The 15,978-nt window shown below is 57.5% G+C and carries 18 protein-coding genes and 1 tRNA gene; 17 read left to right on the top strand and 2 right to left on the bottom strand.

What is annotated here, in order from left to right:
* Window positions 1–64 precede the first annotated feature (64 nt).
* Both N3G78_00445 and N3G78_00440 read left to right on the top strand, forming a co-directional pair.
* Window positions 65–982: a branched-chain amino acid transaminase gene (locus tag N3G78_00445; protein ID MCX8116383.1), complete on the top strand. Its 918-nt coding sequence runs from the start codon at window positions 65–67 to the stop codon at window positions 980–982.
* 63 nt (window positions 983–1,045) lie between these two features.
* The gene (locus tag N3G78_00440; GenBank protein MCX8116382.1) at window positions 1,046–1,540 is read left to right on the top strand and encodes an NYN domain-containing protein; all 495 of its coding nucleotides are present in this window, start codon (window positions 1,046–1,048) and stop codon (window positions 1,538–1,540) included.
* A 19-nt stretch (window positions 1,541–1,559) separates the two neighbouring features.
* Here N3G78_00440 and plsY read toward each other — a convergent pair whose 3' ends face one another.
* Together plsY and N3G78_00430 are read right to left on the bottom strand one after the other, a co-directional pair.
* Window positions 1,560–2,171 (bottom strand): glycerol-3-phosphate 1-O-acyltransferase PlsY, encoded by a 612-nt coding sequence (gene plsY / locus N3G78_00435; GenBank protein MCX8116381.1) that lies wholly within the window; start codon window positions 2,169–2,171, stop codon window positions 1,560–1,562.
* Window positions 2,172–2,204: 33 nt separating this feature from the next.
* Window positions 2,205–2,281 (bottom strand) — tRNA-Pro (locus N3G78_00430).
* 165 nt (window positions 2,282–2,446) lie between these two features.
* On the opposite strand from N3G78_00430, the gene N3G78_00425 reads away from it, so the two are divergent.
* The 15 genes from N3G78_00425 (at window position 2,447) to xerD (ending at window position 15,975) form a co-directional block, all read left to right on the top strand.
* On the top strand, window positions 2,447–2,971 hold the full coding sequence (locus tag N3G78_00425; protein MCX8116380.1) for an HNH endonuclease: 525 nt from the start codon (window positions 2,447–2,449) through the stop codon (window positions 2,969–2,971).
* Between the two features lie 108 nt (window positions 2,972–3,079).
* A complete protein-coding gene (locus N3G78_00420; protein MCX8116379.1) occupies window positions 3,080–3,598 on the top strand; it encodes an HIT domain-containing protein in 519 nt (172 codons plus the stop codon).
* Window positions 3,595–3,927, top strand: a complete 333-nt coding sequence (locus N3G78_00415) for a LapA family protein (GenBank protein MCX8116378.1) — start codon at window positions 3,595–3,597, stop codon at window positions 3,925–3,927. The genes N3G78_00420 and N3G78_00415 overlap by 4 nt, the downstream gene beginning before the upstream one ends.
* A gap of 199 nt (window positions 3,928–4,126) precedes the next feature.
* On the top strand, window positions 4,127–4,585 hold the full coding sequence (locus tag N3G78_00410) for a ribosome maturation factor RimP (protein MCX8116377.1): 459 nt from the start codon (window positions 4,127–4,129) through the stop codon (window positions 4,583–4,585).
* Between the two features lie 16 nt (window positions 4,586–4,601).
* Window positions 4,602–6,071, top strand: coding sequence for a transcription termination factor NusA (gene nusA / locus N3G78_00405; protein MCX8116376.1), 1,470 nt, complete (start codon window positions 4,602–4,604; stop codon window positions 6,069–6,071).
* Window positions 6,068–6,316 (top strand): DUF448 domain-containing protein, encoded by a 249-nt coding sequence (locus tag N3G78_00400; GenBank protein MCX8116375.1) that lies wholly within the window; start codon window positions 6,068–6,070, stop codon window positions 6,314–6,316. The genes nusA and N3G78_00400 overlap by 4 nt, the downstream gene beginning before the upstream one ends.
* A gap of 109 nt (window positions 6,317–6,425) precedes the next feature.
* Window positions 6,426–9,080 (top strand): translation initiation factor IF-2, encoded by a 2,655-nt coding sequence (infB, locus tag N3G78_00395; protein ID MCX8116374.1) that lies wholly within the window; start codon window positions 6,426–6,428, stop codon window positions 9,078–9,080.
* Window positions 9,081–9,107: 27 nt separating this feature from the next.
* Complete coding sequence (locus tag N3G78_00390; GenBank protein ID MCX8116373.1) at window positions 9,108–9,395, top strand: DUF503 domain-containing protein; 288 nt, start codon at window positions 9,108–9,110, stop codon at window positions 9,393–9,395.
* Between the two features lie 76 nt (window positions 9,396–9,471).
* Window positions 9,472–9,840: a 30S ribosome-binding factor RbfA gene (gene rbfA, locus N3G78_00385; protein ID MCX8116372.1), complete on the top strand. Its 369-nt coding sequence runs from the start codon at window positions 9,472–9,474 to the stop codon at window positions 9,838–9,840.
* A complete protein-coding gene (gene truB / locus N3G78_00380) occupies window positions 9,830–10,801 on the top strand; it encodes a tRNA pseudouridine(55) synthase TruB (GenBank protein ID MCX8116371.1) in 972 nt (323 codons plus the stop codon). Before rbfA ends, truB begins: the two co-directional genes overlap by 11 nt.
* Window positions 10,802–10,843: 42 nt before the next feature.
* On the top strand, window positions 10,844–11,113 hold the full coding sequence (rpsO, locus tag N3G78_00375) for a 30S ribosomal protein S15 (GenBank protein MCX8116370.1): 270 nt from the start codon (window positions 10,844–10,846) through the stop codon (window positions 11,111–11,113).
* 52 nt (window positions 11,114–11,165) lie between these two features.
* A complete protein-coding gene (gene pnp, locus N3G78_00370) occupies window positions 11,166–13,265 on the top strand; it encodes a polyribonucleotide nucleotidyltransferase (GenBank protein ID MCX8116369.1) in 2,100 nt (699 codons plus the stop codon).
* Between the two features lie 14 nt (window positions 13,266–13,279).
* A complete protein-coding gene (locus N3G78_00365) occupies window positions 13,280–14,599 on the top strand; it encodes an insulinase family protein (protein ID MCX8116368.1) in 1,320 nt (439 codons plus the stop codon).
* The gene (dut, locus tag N3G78_00360; protein ID MCX8116367.1) at window positions 14,587–15,054 is read left to right on the top strand and encodes a dUTP diphosphatase; all 468 of its coding nucleotides are present in this window, start codon (window positions 14,587–14,589) and stop codon (window positions 15,052–15,054) included. Before N3G78_00365 ends, dut begins: the two co-directional genes overlap by 13 nt.
* A gap of 33 nt (window positions 15,055–15,087) precedes the next feature.
* On the top strand, window positions 15,088–15,975 hold the full coding sequence (gene xerD / locus N3G78_00355) for a site-specific tyrosine recombinase XerD (protein ID MCX8116366.1): 888 nt from the start codon (window positions 15,088–15,090) through the stop codon (window positions 15,973–15,975).
* Window positions 15,976–15,978 lie beyond the last annotated feature (3 nt).

Here is a 15,978-nt window from a genome sequence, read left to right as displayed (position 1 = left end):
ATTGGACCAAAATGGTGTAAAAAGGGGTTTCACACAGTCGAGACCGAGAGGGAGGGGAGCGGGTATGGTTCAAAAACTTGAGACCATCTGGATGGACGGAAGGTTGATCCCTTGGGACGAGGCAAAGGTCCACGTCTTGACCCACACGTTGCATTATGGTCTGGGCATCTTCGAGGGCATTCGTTGCTACGAATGCGAGGATGGGAGGTCTGCGATCTTCAGGCTCAGGGAGCACATCGACCGGTTTTTCGACTCCGCCCATATCGGCACGCTGCGATTGCCCTATACGAAAAAGGAATTGGCGGAGGCCTGTAAGGAGACCCTTCGGGCCAATCGGCTCAAGGCCGGCTATATCCGTCCTCTTGCCTTCATCGGAGAAGGGGCCATGGGCGTCTACCCCGGAGAGAACCCGGTTCGGGTGGCCATTATCGTCTGGTCATGGGGGGCCTACCTCGGTGACGAGGCCCTGGAGAAGGGCATCCGGATCAAAACCTCCTCCTACACTCGCCATCATGTCAACGTGATGATGACGAAGGCCAAGATCGCGGGGAATTATGTCAACTCCGTCCTTGCCAAGAAGGAGGCGATCGAGCTGGGATTTGACGAGGCGTTGATGCTCGATACCGAAGGCTACGTCGCCGAAGGGAGCGGGGAGAACATCTTTATCGTGAAACACGGGATGTTGAAGACGACCCCCCTTACCTCCGTGCTCCCTGGGATCACCAGGGATTCGGTGATCCAGATCGCCAAGGCGAGGAAGATCCCCGTAGTGGAGGACAAGTTCACCCGGGACGAACTCTACACCGCCCACGAGGCCTTTTTTACGGGAACGGCCGCGGAAATCACCCCTATCCGCGAAGTCGACGGCCGCCAGATCGGGGAGGGAAGGCCGGGCCCCATCACACGGGAACTCCAGGCCGCTTTCTTTAACATCGTCAAGGGGAAGGATCCGGAGTTCAGAGAGTGGTTGGAATATCTTTGAGCGGCCCTTCCCGGCCTTCGGAAGGGAGAAGGAATAGAGGCGAGCTGGCCTCGAAAGGTGGGTATGCTTCTGCTCATCGATGGATATAACCTCCTCCATTCCGGTCGCCCCTCCACCCCTTTCAGCTCCTCCAGGCTTCAGATGGAGAGGGATCGCCTCCTCGAAACCCTTTCCCGGTATCGGCAAATCCGGTCTCTGGATATCCTCGTCGTCTTCGATGGATGGCAGGGGGGTTGGCCCACCGAGAGGAAGGAGCGGAGGAAAGGGGTCGAGGTCCTCTTTTCGAAGGCAGGGGAGAGGGCGGACGAGGTGATCAAAAGGATCATCCAGGAGAAGGGATCCGGAGTGGTGGTCGTCTCCTCAGACCGGGAGATCGGTTCTTTTGCCAACCGAAGATCGGTTGCTGTCGTCTCTTCGGAGGCGTTTCGAGAAAGATTGTCGGCGATCGATTCCGGTGGGGAGGAGAGGCTGGCGGAAGAGACAGAGGAAAGGGAAAGGCCGGGGAGGAGGCTTTCAAAAAGGGAGAGGCGAACCCGAATGGCCTTGAAAAGGCTTTAGGTCGGCCTTTGAAGGCCAATCATCCCCTCCATTTATGTTCCGTTCCTTGGAGTAACCTCCCGATATTGGCCTGGTGTCGGAAGAGGATCAGGCCTGCCATGATGACGCTCATGACGAAATAGGCCTGAGAATCGCTTCGAAAATAGGCAATCAGGATGGGAATCGTTCCGGCACAGAGGATCGATCCGAGGGAGACATACCTCCATTTCCAGAGGACCACGGCGAAGAGGATCGCTTCGATGAGGACCGCCATGGGAGAGAGGGAGAGATAGATCCCCAAGGCGGTGGCCACGCCTTTTCCACCCTTGAACCCGAGGAAGATCGAGAAGACATGGCCGAGAAACGGGCTCAATCCGATGAAGGCGATCCACTGATCCGCGCTCACTCCCCACTGATCCTCAATCCCCCATCGAAGTCCTATCCAGACAGGAAGGATCCCTTTGAGGATGTCGCCGAGGAGGGTGAGGAGGCCCAAGGTCTTCCCAGAGGTGCGGTAGACATTGGTGGCCCCGATGTTCTTGCTCCCCGACGTCCGGGGATCGGGCGCGGAAAACCATCGGGTCAAGAGAAGTCCGGTTGGGACCGAACCCAAAAGATAGCCGAAAAGGGCGATGAAGATTGCGGGCGGCATCCCGGGACCGTCTCAGCGAGGGATGGAATAGAGTGGTCGGGGAGAGCGGATTTGAACCGCCGGCCTCTTGGTCCCGAACCAAGCGCGCTACCAGGCTGCGCTACTCCCCGCGAGTGAAGTTTAAAATAAACGATTTCGTCTAAAATGTCCAGCCTCCGGGCCGAAAAAATGGGCCAGGCCAGAGGGAGGTCATGATCGGAGAACTTGACAACCCACGAGAAACTCGTTAAGAAACCATAAGACGTGTTTAATCTCAGAAAGTTACCCGGCCCGCCGTGGAGTGGACATTACTTCTCAATTCGACCTACGAACCCTTGAGAGTGGTGACCTGGAAAAAGGCCGTGGTGATGGTCATGCTCGGGAAGGTCGAAGTGATCGAAGTCTACGAGAGGGTGGTCCGGGGCGTCCACATTTCCATCCAGCTTCCCGCAGTGATTCGCCTGTACCGTTTGGTCCGGAGGAGGACGCCCACCGTCAAATTCTCGAGACAGAACCTCTATGTCCGGGATAAGGGGGTGTGCCAGTATTGCGGACACCCCTTCGACCCGAAGGAGCTGACCTATGACCATGTCCTGCCCCGTTCCAGAGGGGGTCAAACGGAATGGACCAATGTGGTCACGTGCTGTTTGAGTTGCAATCTCAAAAAAGGGGGGAGGACGCCCGAAGAGGCCGGCATGCGTTTGATGAAGAAACCTAAGGCCCCGATCTGGATTCCCTTATTGACCCAGTGTCTGGGGATAGAAGATCCTCCTCCGTCCTGGAGGCACTATCTCTACCTCGATCAGGGTCGTTTTGTCTGAGCCCCCCATGGACTCTCAGCCCCATCCCCCTTCTGTTTCCCACCCCGGAAAGCCTAGGCCAGCAGGCCGTTACGCAACGGATGTTCCCACTTTTTGGAAGGAGAGGCGATGAAACATCTCTGGGCCCCATGGAGAATGGACTACATCCTCGAGAAAAAGGGGAATGGTTGTATTTTCTGTTTTCCACCGGATCCGAAAACGGACCGAGAGCGACTCGTCCTCTTTCGTGGGACGCATGGCTTCGTCATGATGAATCGCTATCCGTACAACAATGGCCACCTCATGGTGATGCCCAGCCGCCACCTAACCGATCTGGAGGCGCTGACCCCTTCGGAGTCGAAAGAACTCATGGATCTGTTAAAGATTTCTCTCCGGGTCTTAAAGGCCTCCCTTCGACCCGAGGGATTCAACATCGGGGTCAACATCGGGAAAGTGAGCGGGGCGGGCGAGAATCACCTCCATTTCCATATCGTCCCCCGTTGGTCTGGAGATACCAATTTTATGCCCATCATCGGGGAGACGAAAATCATGCCCGAACACCTTTCGAAGACCTTCCAAAAACTTCGTCAGGCCTTTGTGAACCAGGCCCCAAAACGGAAAGGGAGGGGTGGAAGGAGAACGACATGAGCTGGGTCAAAACCATTCTGATGATGATCGTCTTCGTCTTTGTCATCCTTTTTTCCCTCCAGAACCGGGCGGAGGTCTCTCTCCGGTTTGGCCTTTATCCCCTGTACGATCGAAGCTGGGAGGCCCCTCACCTTCCCCTCTTTCTCATCATTCTCCTCTCCGTGTTTCTCGGGATCTTAATCGGGGGGATTGGAGATTTTTACCAGAGATATCAGCTCAAACGATCCCTTCGGCAGAACGAGCGGATGATCCGCAGACTGAGCCGCGAAATTGAGATCCTCCGTGGGCCCGGGTCCACCCCACCTCCCTCCCTGGACCAGTTGGATTAATGGGTCGATGAAGGGGGCCCCCTCGCCTTTCCTCTTCGGGATCGCCGAGGAAGCCCGAACCTCCCGGGAGGAAATCTTCTCGAAACGGCTTGCATTTGTAAAAAAAGTGTAGTATATAATAGTTGATAATGAGGGTCTGCTGAAAAAGCGGGCTTGGGTTGCCCGCTTTTTTTATAGCCCTTGAGGGAAAGGGGAGTCCATGTCCCGCGAGTCCATCATCCAGCGGGTATCCGAGCTTCTCACCCCCATCCTTGAAGAGGAGCGGATGGAGTGCGTGGAGATCGAATATCGAAGGGAGGCGATGGGGTGGGTCCTTCGCCTCTACCTCGACAAGGAAGGCGGGGTGACATTGGACGATTGTAGCCGAGTCAGTCAAACCCTGAGCAGGATCCTGGATGTGGAGGATCTCATCGCCAATCCTTATCGCTTGGAGGTCTCTTCCCCAGGGTTGACCCGGCCCCTCAAGTCCAGGAAGGATTTTCTGAGGTACCAAAACCGGCTGATCCAGGTGAGCACGAACGAGCCCATCGGCAACCAGCGCCATTTTAAAGGCAGGCTCATGAGGGTGGTCGATCAGGGCATCGAACTCAACGTCAACGATACCATGGTTCATATTCCGCTCCAATCCATCGCCAAAGCCAGATTAGAATTGGAGTAAGGAGGAGAGAGGAACTATGCCAAGCAATCTGAATTATGTGATCGAGCAGGTCGGAAAGGACAAAGGCATCGATCGAAAGGTGATCATCGCGGCCCTCGAGCAAGCCGTTCTCACGGCCTCCCGGAAGAAGTACGGCCATCATGGGGAGATCGAAGTTCGGTACAACGAAGAGATCGGCGAGGTCGAGCTGTTCCAATTTAAACAGGTCGTCGAGGAGGTGACCGACCCGGCCACGGAGATCCAGCTTGAAGAGGCCAGAGAACTGGACAGCGAGGCCCAGGTGGGGGACAGCTTAGGGGTAAAGCTCAACACCGACTTCGGTCGGATCGGGGCCCAGACGGCCAAACAGGTGATCATTCAGAAAGTCCGGGATGCGGAGCGAGAGAACGTCTACAATGAATTTAAGGATCGAAAGGGAACCCTCGTGAGCGGAACGGTTCAGCGGATGGAGAAGGGCCACCTCTACATCTCCATCGGAAGGGCCGAGGCCATCTTGATGGCCAAAGAGCAGATTCCCGGAGAAGTGTACCGGCAAGGAGACCGAATCCGGGCGTTCATCCTCGACGTCCAGAAGAATACCAAGGGCCCTCAGATCTTCCTCTCCCGAACCCATCCAGGGTTTCTCATCAAGCTGTTCGAATTGGAGGTCCCCGAGATCGCGGAGGGGATCATCAAAATCATCAGCGCGGCCCGGGAGCCCGGAGAGCGGGCTAAGATCTCGGTCTATAGTTCAGCCCGGGATGTCGATCCGGTAGGGGCCTGCGTGGGGATGAAGGGCTCGAGGGTCCAGAATGTCGTCCAGGAACTCCGGGGGGAGCGGATCGATATCATCCCCTGGTCCCAGGACCCCGCCAAATATGTGTGCAATGCCCTGGCCCCTGCCAAGGTCTCCAGGGTCTATATCGACGAGGAGGAGCGACATATGGATGTGGTCGTGCCGGATGACCAGCTTTCGTTGGCCATCGGCAAGAAAGGCCAGAATGTACGTCTGACCTCCAAGTTGACCGGTTGGAAGATCGATATCAAGAGCGAGTCGAAGATGGAGAAGCTTTCGGCCGAGATTATCGAGAGCTTCAAAAGACTTCCTCACATCGGAGAGGTCGGAAGTCGCCTCCTTCATCAAGAAGGGTTCCGATCCCTCCGGGAGATAGGGGAGGCCGATCCAGACGACTTGGCGAGACTTCTGGGGATCGATCGGGAAAAGGCCGCGGAGATCGTCCAGACGGCCGGCCAATTGGCCCACTCGAAAGGGGAGGAGGGAGGTGCTCCTGCGGAGGGCGAGGCCTTGGGAGACGATCCCATCGAGATGCTGGAAGGGGTGGGTGAGAAACTTTCCGATCTGCTGAAAAACCACGGGTTCCACCATATCCAGGATCTCCTCCGCACCGACGTCGAACAGCTCGCCCTGCTTCCGGGGATCGGTGAAAAGAAGGCCGAAAAGTTGATCCAGGCGGCCAAGGAATACCTCGATCGTAAAACCCCATGAGTCGAAGAGGCCATCTCCCGGTTCGGATGTGTATCGGTTGTCGGGCCAGAAGGAAGAAGTCGGAGATGATCCGTTTCGTCCGCGTTCTCGAGGGCGGACAGACCAAGTTGGTCCGGGGACAGGGGGGAAAGGGGGTCTATCTGTGTCCCGAGATCTCCTGTTTAAAGGCGGCCCAAAAGAGGCTGGCCTTAAAGAGGATCGAGGGCCAGGAGCAGATCCAAACCCTTTCAAACCCCACGGTTTGAGGTGGAAGACAATCGACAGAGGGTTGACGCTCCTCGAGCATGGTGATCCTGAATCGTGTGAAGATTTGAGGAATCCATCGATCGCAAGGCGGATAAGGAGGAAAATGGGATGGGGAAGGTAAAAGTCCTCGACCTGGCCAGCGAAGTCGGCGTAGGGGATGATAAGCTCCTGAAGAAGTTGAAACAGATGGGTGTCAAGGTCAAGGAGAAGAAGGCGGAGGCTTCGGAAAGCCCTTCTCTCCCCTCGGATGAGAGGATTATCGAAAAGGACGATCAGAAAGAGGTGGTGGAGAAACGGATTAAGCCCACCGTCATCCGGCGGAGAACGAGAAGCCTTGAAGTCCAACCCCAACCTTCCCCTCCACCGACCCTGGAGGCCCCGGCACCGCCTGCCGAACCTCATGCCGAACCTCCTTCCGCACCTCCCAAAGAGCCCGCCAGACCGAAAGCCAAACCTTCCCTTGGCGAAGAAAAAGCGCCGGAGGCGACCAAGAAAGAGGCCAAGAAGGAGGTCAAGAAAGAGGTCAAAAAGGAGGAGAAACCGGAGGGGGCGGTGGCGAAGCCGGAGAGGACAGAGCCACCGGTAGAAAAAGTGGTCAAAGTGGAAGGAGAGGTAACGGGGATGAAGGTCGAGATTCGAGACCTCTCCCAGGAGAAGGCCTCGGCCGAAGAGAAGGCGCCGGCGGAGGTCGAAGCCGAGAAGGAAGTCAAAAAGGCGAAGAAGACCCTGGTCGAGGAGAAGGGAAGCGCCGAGACCCTCAAAAAATTGGGTGCCAAATTCCTCACCAAAGAGGAGCTCCTCCAATCCAAGAAGATCGGGGTCTTGAAGAAGAGAAAACAGATCGAGGAGAGGAGGATCCAGGAAGAGGACTTCTTCCTGGATGAGACGGAAGATAAGAAACCCCCCGAGGTCGAACCCGAGATACCAACCCCGAGGCCCTTCAAGCCCGTGAAGAAGAAGCTGGTGGTCCAAACCTCCCAGAAGCCGGAGATCACCGTCCCCAAGCCGATCAAGAGGATCATCCGGATATCCGAGGCCATCTCGGTGGGCGATCTCGCCAAACGAATGGGGGTGAAGGGATCCGATGTGATCAAAAAGTTGATGGACATCGGGGTGATGGCGACGATCAATCAGATGATCGATCCCGATGTCGCCTCCTTAGCGGCCAGCGAATTCGGGTATGAGGTCGAGCGGGTCTCCATCGAACAGCAGGAGATCCTCGAAAGAAAGGAAGACCGGCCCGAGGATTTGAGACCCCGTCCCCCTGTCGTTACCATCATGGGACATGTGGACCACGGAAAGACCATGCTCCTCGATGCGATCCGCAAAACGAACGTCGTCGAGGGAGAGGCCGGTGGCATCACCCAACATATCGGGGCATATGATGTCCATCTCGACCACGGGAGGGTCGTCTTCATCGATACCCCTGGTCACGAGGCCTTCACGGCCATGCGGGCCCGAGGGGCTCAGGTGACCGATGTCGTGGTCCTGGTGGTGGCGGCCGACGATGGTGTGATGCCCCAGACGAAAGAGGCCATCGACCACGCCAGGGCCGCGAAGGTTCCGATCGTCGTGGCCATCAACAAGATTGACAAACCCAATGCCAATCCGGAAAAGGTGAAAAAGGAGCTGTCGGAACTGGGATTGGTCCCTGAGCAGTGGGGCGGGACGACCCTTTTTGCCGAGATCTCGGCCAAGCAGAAGATCGGGATCAAAGAGCTTCTGGAGTTGATCCTACTCCAGGCCGAAATCCTGGAACTGAAAGCCAACCCGAACAAGCCTGCCCGGGGCGTGGTGATCGAATCCAAACTGGATAAAGGCCGAGGTCCTGTGGCGACGGTGCTAATTCAGGAAGGGACCCTCAGGCCAGGCGATGTCTTCCTTGCAGGGGCCCACTACGGCAAAGTGAGGGCCATGCTCAACGACAAGGGGCAGAAGATGGACGAGGCCGGACCCTCCACGCCGGTGGAGGTGCTGGGGTTTAGCGACGTCCCGGAGGCCGGGGAGGCCTTTATCGTCGTCCCGGACGAGAGAATCGCAAGACAAATTAGCCTCTACCGTCAGGAGAAGATCCGGTCTAAAGAGCTGGCCAAGCTGAGCAAGGTCTCCCTCGAAGAGCTCTACGAAAAGATCAAGAAGGGGGAGATCAAGGAACTGAACGTGGTCCTCAAAGCGGATGTTCAGGGGTCGATCGAGGCGATGAAAGAGGCCCTGAAAAAACTCTCCACGGACGAAGTCAAGGTGAACATCATCCACGACGGCGTGGGCGGCATCACGGAGACCGACGTCAACCTGGCCTCTGCCTCAAACGCCGTCATCATCGGGTTCAACGTTCGACCGGTGCCGAAGGCCCAGGCCCTCGCCGAGCAAGAGAAGGTCGACCTCCGGACCTATTCTGTCATCTACGATGCCATTTCGGACATCAAGAAGGCCATGGAAGGGCTCTTGGAGCCCACCTATCGGGAGCATATCTTGGGGAGGGCCCAGGTCCTCCAGCTCTTCAACATCCGGAAGGTGGGCGTGGTGGCCGGCAGCATCATCACCGATGGAAAGGTCGTCCGGGGTTCCCACGCCAGACTGCTCCGAGACAATGTCGTGATCTACAACGGGAAGATCTCCTCCCTCCGGAGATTCAAAGACGACATGAAGGAGTGTACCCAGGGTCTGGAATGCGGGATCTGGATGGAGAATTTTAACGACATCAAACCCGGAGATATCATCGAGTCTTACGAGATGGAGGAGGTCCGTCCCCGTTTAACCTAACGGGAAGGGTCCTGCGGGAGGGAAGCGATGGTGATTGGAATCTGCCAAGTCGATCTTCGTATCCCCGAGAATCACTCCCTGAAGGGAAAGCGCCACGTCCTCAGGAAGATCATCGACAGGGTGAGGCACCGGTTCAACGTGTCCATCTCGGAGGTCGGGGATCACGATCTCTGGCAAAGGGCTCAGATCGGGATATGCACGGTGGGGAACGATCGAAGGCATATCAACTCCAGTCTGGACAAGGTGATCGATTATATCGAGCGGATGAGCCTCGGAGAGCTCATCCACACGGAGATGGAAATTCTCTCCGTGTAAGCCTTTGGGACCCGAGGAGATGATCAAGGGTTTAAAATGAGGGGGAGGGGGTCGTTCTCACCTCCCGAAGAAAGGCATGGAAGGGAAACGCATCGACAGGGTGGCGGATTTGATCCGGAAGGAAGTGGCCGAGCTGTTTCTCAGGACGGTCAAGGACCCCCGGGTAGAACAGGTGACCATCACGCGGGTGAAACTCACCGGAGACTTCCGCTTGGCGAGGATCCGCTTCAGCGTCCCCGGGACCATCGAAGAGAGGGAAAGGGCGTTGGAGGGTTTGAACAGCGCCAAGGGGTACATCCGGCGGGAGCTGGCCAGGCGGGTCAACCTTCGCCACACGCCCGAATTACGCTTCGAGTTCGATCCTTCCATCGAATATTCGGTCCGGATCGGTCAGGTCTTCCACGCCTTACATCGGCAAGAGGGGGAGGGGAAGGATGAGGATTGACGGTCTCCTCCTCGTGGATAAACCCGAGGGCCTCACCTCTCTCGATGTGGTCCGGGAGATCAAGTCCAGGTTCTCGATCCGAAAGGCCGGCCATGTAGGGACCCTCGATCCCTTTGCTACGGGCCTTCTCCCTGTGGCCTTGAACGAGGGCACCAAGCTGATCCCCTTTCTGCCGGAGGAGCCCAAGGCCTACGAGGGAGCGCTCAAGGTCGGTGAGGAGACCCGGACCGATGACCTCACGGGAGACATCGTCCGGCGAAAACCGTGGGAGGACCTCACCCCGGAGCGGATCGAGGCCGTCTTTCGCTCCTTTCGTGGAGAGATTGAACAGGTCCCTCCCATGTTTTCTGCAGTGAAGGTAGGAGGAAGGCCGCTCTACAAGATCGCCCGAAAGGGGTTGGAGATCGAAAGGCGGCCGAGGGTGGTGGTGATCCATGAACTGGAGGTCGATCACGTCGCGCTTCCGATCGTCCTTTTTAGGGTCTCCTGTTCCAAGGGGACCTACATCCGGGCCCTGGCAAGGGACATCGGACAGCATTTGGGATGTGGGGCTCACCTCGTCTCGCTGAGACGGACCCGGAGCGGACCGTTTACCCTCGAAAAGGCCCTTTCGATCGAGCGATTGAGGGCCATGGGTCAGGCAAGGGAGCTTCTTCCGCATCTGATCCCTCTGAGGGAGGCCCTGGAGGATCTTCCCGAGATGGTCGGGGATGAGCGGCTGATTCGAAAGGTACGGCAGGGACAGGAGCTACGCGTCGGGGATTTGCTTCCCCAACCCCTTCTCCCCCCTTTTGAAAAAGGGCAGAAGATCCGCATGACATCCCCCCACCTGGGATTGGTGGCGATTTTGGAGACGGCCTTGAGGGCCGATGGGATCGATCCCGCTGACCCCGGCCAGTCGGTTTTACGACCTTTGAGAATCTTCCATTCGACCGGCCGATCCCAGGCCCAGGGAGGGTGAGGAAAACCCAAGAGGTCCAATTTCCATTCAAGGAGGCCATTCATGACATTGGCTCAGGAGAAAAAGAGAGAGATCATCGAGAAGTTTCGAGTCCACGAGAAAGACACGGGATCCCCGGAGGTGCAGATTGCCCTCCTCAGCGAACGGATCCGATATCTGACGGACCATTTCAAGGTTCACCGGAAGGACCACCATTCCCGGAGGGGACTGTTGAAGCTGGTCGGCCAGAGGCGGAGGCTGCTGAACTACCTCAAGGAGCACCGGGTGGATCGGTACCGGACGATCCTCGATCAGCTCGGGCTACGCAAATAGAGCCGAACTGGGACCAACGAACAAGAATCTTTACAGGAGCGTGATCAAACCTATGATTCAGAAATTAGAGATCGATCTGGCAGGCAGGCCCTTTTCCATCGAGACCGGGAAGGTGGCCCGGCAGGCCAACGGCGCGGTAGTGGTCCGTTATGGGGAGACCGTCGTACTGGTCACTGCCGTCTCTTCGGATGAGACGAGGGAGGGGATCGATTTCCTTCCCTTGACCGTCAATTACCAGGAGATGACCTATGCGGCGGGGAAGATCCCTGGAGGATTCTTTAAACGAGAAGGAAGGCCCACAGACCGGGAAATCCTCATCTCCCGTTTCATCGATCGTCCCCTGCGGCCCCTCTTTCCCAAAGGGTTCATGAACGATACCCAGATCATCGCCACGGTCCTTTCGGCCGATTCGGACAACGACCCCTCCATCCTCGGGATGGTGGGGGCCTCGGCCGCCCTCTACCTCTCCGATATCCCCTTCGATACCCCTATCGGAGGCGCCAAGGTGGGAAGGATCGATGGCGAATATGTCCTCAACCCTGCCCCGGACGAATTGGAGTTGAGCGACATCGACCTCTTCGTTGCCGGAAGCGAGGAGGCCATCATCATGGTGGAGGGAAGTGCCAAGGAGGTCAAAGAGGAGGAGATCCTTGAGGCCATTCTCTTCGGTCATCGATCGCTCAAACCGGTCATCGACCTTCAGAGGGAGTTGAGGCAAGGGTGTGGAAAACCGAAGTGGGAGGTCGAGCTTCAAAAACCTGACCCGGCCCTCCTCGAAAAGGTGATGGCCCTTGTCCAAGGGCGGCTGGAAGAGGTCTACCGGATCCGGGAGAAGGTGAAGCGGCGCGAGTCCCTTGAGAAACTCTATGAGGCAATCCTGACCGAATGTCAGGCCGAGGATGAGGCCACCCAGAGGATGGTCCGAAAGGCCTTCGAGGAGGCTGACCGTCGGTGGCTCCGCCGGGCGATCCTTGAAAAGGGGGTGCGGATCGATGGCAGGGGGCTTTCCGATATCCGGCCGATCTCCTGCGAGGTGGGCATCCTTCCGAGGACCCATGGGTCTGCCTTGTTCACGAGGGGAGAGACCCAGGTCCTGGCCGTGGTCACCTTTGGAACCTCCGAGGATGAGCAGAAGATCGACTCCCTGCTCGGGGAGACCTACAAGTCCTTCATGCTCCATTACAACTTTCCTCCCTTCAGCACCGGAGAGGTTTCGCCCTTGCGGGCGCCCTCCCGAAGGGAGATCGGCCATGGGGCCTTGGCCGAGCGGGCGATCGCCCCTGTCCTGCCCTCGAGCGAGAAGTTCCCTTACACGATTCGAATCGTCTCGGAGGTCTTGGAATCGAACGGCTCCTCGTCCATGGCCACTGTCTGCGGCGCCTCCCTCTCGCTGATGGACGCGGGCGTTCCCATCAAGGCGCCGGTGGCCGGGGTCGCCATGGGGCTCATCCTCGAAGATGGCCAGGAGGCGATCCTCACCGACATCTTGGGCGACGAAGATCACATCGGCGACATGGATTTCAAAATGGCCGGAACGGCCGAAGGGGTTACGGCCATTCAAATGGATATCAAGATCAAAGGGATCTCCAAGGAGATCCTGAGCCGGGTCCTTCAACAATCCCGGGCGGGAAGGCTCTTCATCTTGGATCGGATGAGGGAGACCATCGCAGAACCCCGAAAAGACCTCTCCCGCCATGCCCCCAGGATCGTGACCCTCCAGGTGAAGCAGGAGAAGATTCGGGAGATCATCGGACCGGGGGGGAAGACGATCCGATCCATCATCGACCAGACAGGGGTCAAGATCGATGTGGAGGACTCCGGCCTTGTCAAATTGGCTTCGCCCAATTATGAGTCGATTGAAAAGGCGATTCAAATGATCAAGAGGCTCACCCAAGAGGTGGAGGTGGGGGGCATCTACACGGGAAAGGTCGTCAGGATTTTGAGTTTCGGTGCGATCGTCCAGATCTTTCCGGGCACCGATGGGCTCGTCCACATCTCCCAGCTGGCGGACTACCGGGTGAAAGAGGTCAAAGACGTGGTCAAAGAGGGCGATGAGATCACCGTCAAGGTCATCGATATCGATCCCCAGGGCCGGATCCGGCTGAGTCGCAAGGCTGCCCTGAAAGAGGGGAAAAGATCCGAGAGAGGATGAGACGGGAAGGGATGATGGAATCGAACAGGGGTTCTCAACTGGCGACGATGTTGGATGGATCGGGATACCGAAAAACGGTCCTGGGCAATGGGGTGAGGGTCATCACCGAAGAGATCCCTTATCTCCAGTCGGTTTCCATCGGACTGTGGGTCACCACAGGGTCAAGGGACGAAGAACCCCATGAGAACGGGATCTCCCATTTCATCGAACATCTTCTCTTCAAGGGGACGGAGCGGAGGACGGCGCAGGACATTGCCCGGGCGATCGATTCGGTCGGGGGCACCTTGAACGCCTTCACCGGCAGGGAATATACCTGCTACTATGCCAAAGTGCTCGACAAAAATCTTCCCTTGGCGATGGACCTTCTTTCGGACATCTTCCTCCATTCCCTCATGGACGAAAAAGAGATCGAAAAGGAGCGGATGGTCATCCTCCAGGAGATCAAGATGGTGGAGGACACGCCCGACGATTATGTCCACGACCTCTTCAACCGGACCTGCTGGGGAGACCACCCCCTCGGATTTCCCATCTGCGGGACGGTCGAACGGGTTCAGTCCTTCAGCCGCCGCCAGATCCTGGACTTTTTCCACACCCATTACCAGCCTGACCGGATCATCCTCTGTGCCGCAGGCAATCTCCAGCACGAGCGGGTGGTCGATCTGGCGGAGAGCACCTTCGGCCAGATCTCGAAGACGGGCCAGACGAGGCAGCGAGAGAAACCCCTGTCCATCTCCACCACACACCTCCTGAGGAGGGATCTTGAACAGGTCCATTTCTGCCTGGGGACCCATGGTCTTCATTACAATCACTCCCTGAGGTTCGCCTCCTATGTCCTGAACACGATCTTAGGGGGCGGGATGAGTTCGAGGCTCTTCCAGGAGATCAGGGAGAACCGGGGATTGGCCTATTCGGTCTATTCCTACCTGCCCACCTATATCGACACCGGCCTGGTCGTGGTCTACGCCGGGACGGACCAGCAGTCTTTCGAGGAGGTCTATCGCCTCATCCTCGAAGAGTTTAACCGGCTCAAATCGGAGCCCTTCAAGAACGGGGAGCTGGAGATCGCCAAGGAACAGTTGAAGGGAAACCTCCTGCTCAGCCTGGAGAGCTCCGACAACCTGATGACCCGTTTGGCCAAGAACGAGATCTATTTCGAATCGTATCAGACCATCGGGTCGATCCTGAAGGGCATCGACGAGGTCGACGAGGAGATGGTCCGGGGGCTGGCCGACCAGTTCTTCGACGAAAAATATTTCTGTCTGACCGTGCTGGGTCCCATGGAGGAACGCCAGCTGCGGGGTTGCCTGCCTCCTTTAAACTCATGGAAGAGATAAAGATCCATCTCAAGCGAGTCCGAGAAGACCCCTCCCTTCCCCTACCTCGATACATGACCCAGGGCTCCTCCGGAATGGATCTCTGCGCCTTTCTGCCCGAAGAGGTGACGCTTCATCCGGGAGAACGGAGGCTCATCCCAACCGGGATCGCCTTGGCGATTCCCGAGGGATTTGAAGGGCAGATCCGTGCTCGAAGCGGTTGGGCCCTTCAAAAGGGGATCGGTCTGGTCAACGGCATCGGAACGATCGATTCGGATTATCGGGGGGAGGTGGCCGTCCTCCTCATCAATATGGGCCAGGAGCCGGTCACCATCCGACACGGCGATCGGATCGCCCAGTTGGTGATCACCAAGGTCTTCCGATCAACCCTCATCGAGGTGGAAGAGCTGCCGGCCAGCCCGAGGCAGGAGGGGGGGTTTGGTCATACGGGGAGGGGACCGGGAGGAGGCCCATAGGGAGTGAGGTTGGCCCAACCAGGAGCGCCATCGATGCATCCATGGCTGGATCGATTTCTTCATTACCTTCTCGTCGAAAAGGGCCTTTCCAAGAACACCCTCGAAGCCTACAGCCATGACCTTCAGAGGTTTCTCGACCATCTTCAAAGGCAAGGGAAGGGAGGGATCGAGGAGATCTCCAAGCTGGATATCAGGGCCTTCCTCCTCTCCTTGAAGAGAGAGGGGCTTTCGAGCAGGACGGTGGCCAGGACCCTCGTCTCCCTTCGGGTTTTCTTCAGATTTCTTGTGGAGGAGTCCCTCCTCGGATCCAACCCCGCTGAGGAGATCGATGCCCCGAAACTGGCCAAGACCCTCCCGGACGTCCTCTCCCTGGAGGAGGTGGAGCGCCTCATCGAGCAACCTCCGGTGGAGGTCCCCCAGGGGTTGAGAGACCGCGCCATGTTGGAGCTGCTCTATGCCACAGGGATGAGGGTCTCCGAGTTGGTTCGGCTTCGGCTCGACCATCTCCACCTGGAGCCGGGCTATGTCCTTCTCTATGGCAAAGGCTCGAAAGAGAGGATCGTCCCGATCGGTCAGGAGGCCATTCGATGGGTCCGGACCTATCTGAGCGAGGCCAGAAAGAAACTCCTCAAAGGCCGAGAGAGCGTTTACCTCTTCGTCAATCGCCTGGGGAGGCCCATCAGCCGACAGCACTTCTGGAAGATCATCAAGAGGCACGGCCGTGCGGCCGGGATCCGAAAGAGGATCACACCGCACCTGTTGCGACACTCCTTCGCCAGTCATCTTTTGGAAAGGGGTGCGGATCTCCGATCGGTCCAGCTGATGCTCGGCCATGTCGACATCGCCACCACCCAGATCTACACCCACGTGAGAGGTGAACGCCTGAAGAAGATCCACCGACAGTATCATCCTCGTGGCTAAACC

The sequence above is a fragment of the Thermodesulfobacteriota bacterium genome (assembly GCA_026415035.1).
Lineage (GTDB): Bacteria > Desulfobacterota > BSN033 > BSN033 > UBA1163 > RBG-16-49-23.
Note: the sequence above shows the minus strand (reverse complement) of the source record. Positions and strands in the feature narration are given on the sequence as shown.

Bases quoted from the DNA above. Each gene is read 5' to 3' on its own strand.
- N3G78_00420 (MCX8116379.1), top strand. From the start codon at position 3,080: ATGAAACATCTCTGGGCCCCATGGAGAATGGACTACATCCTCGAGAAA.
- truB (MCX8116371.1), top strand. From the start codon at position 9,830: ATGAGGATTGACGGTCTCCTCCTCGTGGATAAACCCGAGGGCCTCACC.
- N3G78_00365 (MCX8116368.1), top strand. From the start codon at position 13,280: ATGGAATCGAACAGGGGTTCTCAACTGGCGACGATGTTGGATGGATCG.
- N3G78_00445 (MCX8116383.1), top strand. From the start codon at position 65: ATGGTTCAAAAACTTGAGACCATCTGGATGGACGGAAGGTTGATCCCT.
- dut (MCX8116367.1), top strand. From the start codon at position 14,587: ATGGAAGAGATAAAGATCCATCTCAAGCGAGTCCGAGAAGACCCCTCC.
- N3G78_00415 (MCX8116378.1), top strand. From the start codon at position 3,595: ATGAGCTGGGTCAAAACCATTCTGATGATGATCGTCTTCGTCTTTGTC.
- nusA (MCX8116376.1), top strand. From the start codon at position 4,602: ATGCCAAGCAATCTGAATTATGTGATCGAGCAGGTCGGAAAGGACAAA.
- infB (MCX8116374.1), top strand. From the start codon at position 6,426: ATGGGGAAGGTAAAAGTCCTCGACCTGGCCAGCGAAGTCGGCGTAGGG.
- xerD (MCX8116366.1), top strand. From the start codon at position 15,088: ATGCATCCATGGCTGGATCGATTTCTTCATTACCTTCTCGTCGAAAAG.
- N3G78_00440 (MCX8116382.1), top strand. From the start codon at position 1,046: ATGCTTCTGCTCATCGATGGATATAACCTCCTCCATTCCGGTCGCCCC.
- N3G78_00390 (MCX8116373.1), top strand. From the start codon at position 9,108: ATGGTGATTGGAATCTGCCAAGTCGATCTTCGTATCCCCGAGAATCAC.
- N3G78_00400 (MCX8116375.1), top strand. From the start codon at position 6,068: ATGAGTCGAAGAGGCCATCTCCCGGTTCGGATGTGTATCGGTTGTCGG.
- pnp (MCX8116369.1), top strand. From the start codon at position 11,166: ATGATTCAGAAATTAGAGATCGATCTGGCAGGCAGGCCCTTTTCCATC.
- rbfA (MCX8116372.1), top strand. From the start codon at position 9,472: ATGGAAGGGAAACGCATCGACAGGGTGGCGGATTTGATCCGGAAGGAA.
- rpsO (MCX8116370.1), top strand. From the start codon at position 10,844: ATGACATTGGCTCAGGAGAAAAAGAGAGAGATCATCGAGAAGTTTCGA.
- plsY (MCX8116381.1), bottom strand. From the start codon at position 2,171: ATGCCGCCCGCAATCTTCATCGCCCTTTTCGGCTATCTTTTGGGTTCG.
- N3G78_00410 (MCX8116377.1), top strand. From the start codon at position 4,127: ATGTCCCGCGAGTCCATCATCCAGCGGGTATCCGAGCTTCTCACCCCC.